The sequence below is a fragment of the Williamsia sp. genome (assembly GCF_036566845.1).
In the GTDB taxonomy this organism is placed as follows: domain Bacteria; phylum Actinomycetota; class Actinomycetes; order Mycobacteriales; family Mycobacteriaceae; genus Williamsia.
On record NZ_DATCVM010000170.1, the window covers coordinates 1 to 3484 of the forward strand.

The 3484-nt window shown below is 62.4% G+C and carries 4 protein-coding genes; 2 read left to right on the forward strand and 2 right to left on the reverse strand.

Annotation, left to right across the window (positions count from 1 at the left end; translation table 11 throughout):
• The first annotated feature begins 228 nt into the window (after nucleotides 1–228).
• Both VIQ49_RS16320 and VIQ49_RS16325 read left to right on the forward strand, forming a co-directional pair.
• The gene (locus tag VIQ49_RS16320; RefSeq protein ID WP_331886447.1) at nucleotides 229–996 is read left to right on the forward strand and encodes a nucleotide-binding protein; all 768 of its coding nucleotides are present in this window, start codon (nucleotides 229–231) and stop codon (nucleotides 994–996) included.
• Nucleotides 997–1094: 98 nt separating this feature from the next.
• Nucleotides 1095–1523 (forward strand): transposase, encoded by a 429-nt coding sequence (locus VIQ49_RS16325; RefSeq protein WP_331886453.1) that lies wholly within the window; start codon nucleotides 1095–1097, stop codon nucleotides 1521–1523.
• Here the strand turns inward: VIQ49_RS16325 and VIQ49_RS16330 are convergent.
• Nucleotides 1484–1621, reverse strand: a complete 138-nt coding sequence (locus VIQ49_RS16330; RefSeq protein ID WP_331886449.1) for a hypothetical protein — start codon at nucleotides 1619–1621, stop codon at nucleotides 1484–1486. The two genes, VIQ49_RS16325 and VIQ49_RS16330, sit on opposite strands and share 40 nt — an antisense overlap.
• 256 nt (nucleotides 1622–1877) lie before the next feature.
• Nucleotides 1878–3484: replicative DNA helicase (locus VIQ49_RS16335; RefSeq protein ID WP_331886451.1), on the reverse strand; the 1607-nt coding region annotated here is incomplete at its 5' end.

A 3484-nucleotide genomic window follows, 5' to 3' on the forward strand; every position in this document is an offset into this window, starting at 1 on the left:
CAACGAGCGCGTCCTTAGCCGTCCGCCAGGCATACACGGCAAAAATGACGAGGAGGAGCGTCAGCAACGTGTAGGCAACGTTGCTGACAGCCGAGACCCAGTCTGTGACCGACGGTCCGGCGATAAGCGTTGCTGGCGGCACCTGCCGACTTTAACGCGTGCCGAGCGACGCGTCCGTGTAACCCACACAGCCGCGTCTGACGAATGGCGGCGGTACTGTCTCAACACATGACGGACTTACTCGAACGCCGTTGGCGTGTACGCCAAGCAGTGCTCGACTGGCTTGTCAGCCAAGCTAGAAACGGTATGGATAGGCCGGCCCTAAGCGCGGAGGCAGTGGCATCCGCCGTGCACTGGGACGAGGGCGAACTCGGGACAGACGAGGTTAATCAAGCGTCCGATTGGCTTAATGACGAAGGCCTCATCGAAGGTCAGGGCACCTGGGGAGGAGGAATACCACGACCTCGGCTCACAACTCACGGCGAAAAGGCCGCGACAAGCGGACTTGGCGTCAGGCATTATGTCGACAACGTATCGGCAGCAGTTTCCGATTCGCGGTCGACCTCGTCGGTGCCGTCCGCAATCTTCTTGGTGCACGGCAGGAACACTGGTACGAAATACGAAGTCGCCAGGTGGCTGGAACAGAACGTCGACACCGAAGTGGTCATTCTGGATGAACAAGCGAACCGCGGTCGTACCGTAATTGAGAAATTCCAGGCCCACGCCGACGCAGCAAAATTTGCCGTGGTGCTCCTCACCGGTGATGACATGGGCGGTGTCGTCGGTGGTCCGCAAAGTGCTCGCGCTCGCCAGAACGTCATCTTTGAGCTGGGGTACTTCTACGGGAAGCTGGGGCGCGATCGAGTCGCAGTTATCAATGATGGCGTCGAAACACCCTCTGATTTCGTCGGCGTCGCTTATATCCCCTTCGCAAGCAATTGGAAGCACGATCTATCCGTCGAACTGCGCGCCGCGGGCTTTCAATTGAGGTACTGATCTCGCCTAACTCCAGTGGCGTGTTCCCCTTGATTAAGACCGGGAGATTCTTAGAGTCCTGTGGCACCGAGGTCGGGCCGGAAGGGACGATGGAACGCATGGCTGGTCGGAAGCGGAGTTCCGCGGAGGACATCGTGCGCAAGTTGCGCCGGGCGGATGAACTGGCTGCCGAGGGCGACACTGGCGAGGAGATCGCGGCCGAGCTGCAGGTGACGCCGGCGACTCTGTACAACTGGCGGCGCACCTACGGCGTGGACACCGACGCTGCCAAGGAGCTCAAGGAGCTGCGCGAGCGCAATGCCCGCCTGAATGGCGATGTCAACTTGAATTGGCCCCGGTGTGACGACGTGATTTGGCTCCACCTCGGTCGGGTTGGGGCTGTCGCGTTGGTGTCCGCGTTAGCCGCAGAAGATGGCTGGGTCGCGGTCGACGTGGGCGCAAAGGCCGCCGATGTGTGGTGTGAGGTCGAGGAGGGCCATCGCGGTTATCACCGGGACTGGTCGGCGGCGGCAGTCAGCGCGTCGTAGGCGGCGGCGAGTTGGCGTTGACGTCGTCGGTGGGGTTCGTGGTTGGACTTGGCGGCCAGTGTGTCGATCAGTTCGTCGAGTTCGGTGTCGGTCATCACGACGTGAAGCTAGTTGTTGAGGGCGCGGATCGCGAAAACAGCTCTCTGATAGACAGAGGCAGTCGACGCCTTGTCTCCACTGCGGCCCATGGCGATCACCTCGGCCCTGCAAGGGCATCAGATTGCATTGGTGACCTGATCGTCACATGGCGATCGACGCGTCCTTGGGATTGAACAACCGCGCGTCACGAGAACCTGGCGGATCCGCCATCACTCGTGAGCTTCCGCCACGTGTCGCGCGAACGTACATCCGAGATCACTGCTTGGCCATATTCGCAAAGCGCGACAAATGCAGTTGGTGTGCAACGGTTATCGTCTTGGTCGGGCCGTTACGGTGCTTTCCGAGGATCAGGTCTGCCTCCCCGCCGCGGGGGTCGTCGCGCTCGAACGCATCGGGCCGGTGCAGCAGGATAACCATGTCGGCATCTTGCTCGAGGCTGTTATGTAGGCTAACTAAGTTTGCGACGAAATTGTGTGTCCCACTTACGGTTCCGTCGTAGACATCCTGCTCGCCGATGCTGGTGATCTCGACGATCCGGTCCCAGAACACGTCGTTCGTTGCCAGGTCATGGAGTTCGGAATCGTTGAGGAGCGCGGCCGCGTGATGCAGCCTCCCGCGGCTCGGCGAGTGCTTCCACATCGTCGATCCGCAGAACTGGGTGTTCATCGCCGCGGCGAACTCACGGTGCGTCATACCGCGTTCCGTTAGCCCGACCTTGACCGCATCCCAGACTTGCTTCGGCACCGTGTCAGCGTTCGGATTCCGCACCACGCCCTGCAACTTTGCCAGAACCTGTTTGGCGGCAACGCCCCTCGCGCCGTGCACGCCGATCGGACCGAGGAACCTGCACTGGTTCTCTGCGCCCGCGATCGTCAGATGCCACGAATCCCGATAGCCGACCTTCTTGGCACGGTAAATAGTCGACGCAATGCCGAACCGCAACAGAAGCTGCATCACGTCGTCGACCAACTGACGGCTCGTCGACGCGTAGTAGACGCGGCCTTGCTCGATCTTCTCGTCCCAGCGCACCGAACCGTCCGTCGCCCACAGGTGCCGCAGAAACAACGCGACCTGATCGTTGGGGAGCGCGAAAACCTCAGCCGGAACGAACTTCTCGTGGCTGCGTTTGCCGAACAGCCCCAGCTTGTCCAGCCACGCCGCGATCGGGTTCCGCTTGCCGTGCGTCAGCCGATACGGCGCGGGAAGGCGCAGCGTCGTCACCCGCGCGGCCGCATAGTCGTCGCGGATCGGTGTCACGTCGAAGTGCGCGGCGGAGATCTCGACGGCGGTCAAGTTCGCCTCGTCCACCGACGCGTAACGAATTGGCTGGCGCTTCACGCACGAGCCGTCGCCGATCATGTGCGCCAGCATCACAACCTCGGAGTCATGCATGCGCTGCGTCTGCGCCGGCTCCGGCACCCGCCGCGGCGCCGCCACCCGCGCGCCAACTTCGAGCTCTCCCAACGGAATCCAGCCGTCGAACGTCATGAACGGGTGGTTCGCCGTCGCCTCGACCTCACGTCCAGACGCCAGCCGCACCTTGAAGACTTCCTTGTGTCCGCTGTAGAACACGTTCGTCATCGGCCGCGCGACCATGCGCTTGCGCTCATCCAACGACCACACCAGCGGCCGCTCCCCGGTCCGCATCAGCTCGCCGAACGTCACCTCCGCGCCTGTGTCCGCGCGAAGGATGCGCGTGTTGGCCGTCAGACACCCGGACTCACGAAGATCCGACACCTGCGGGCGCTTGTCGGTGCGCTGCTCCGGACCACGGTTGAGCTGGCTGATCGCCACCACGGGCACGTCGAGCTCCTTGGCCATCAGCTTGATGCTGCGGGAGAAGTCGGACACCTCCTGCTGAC

What these genes read in the sequence shown, in the direction of transcription:
- VIQ49_RS16320 (WP_331886447.1), top strand. Translation starts at nt 229, where the DNA reads ATGACGGACTTACTCGAACGCCGTTGGCGTGTACGCCAAGCAGTGCTC.
- VIQ49_RS16325 (WP_331886453.1), top strand. Translation starts at nt 1,095, where the DNA reads ATGGCTGGTCGGAAGCGGAGTTCCGCGGAGGACATCGTGCGCAAGTTG.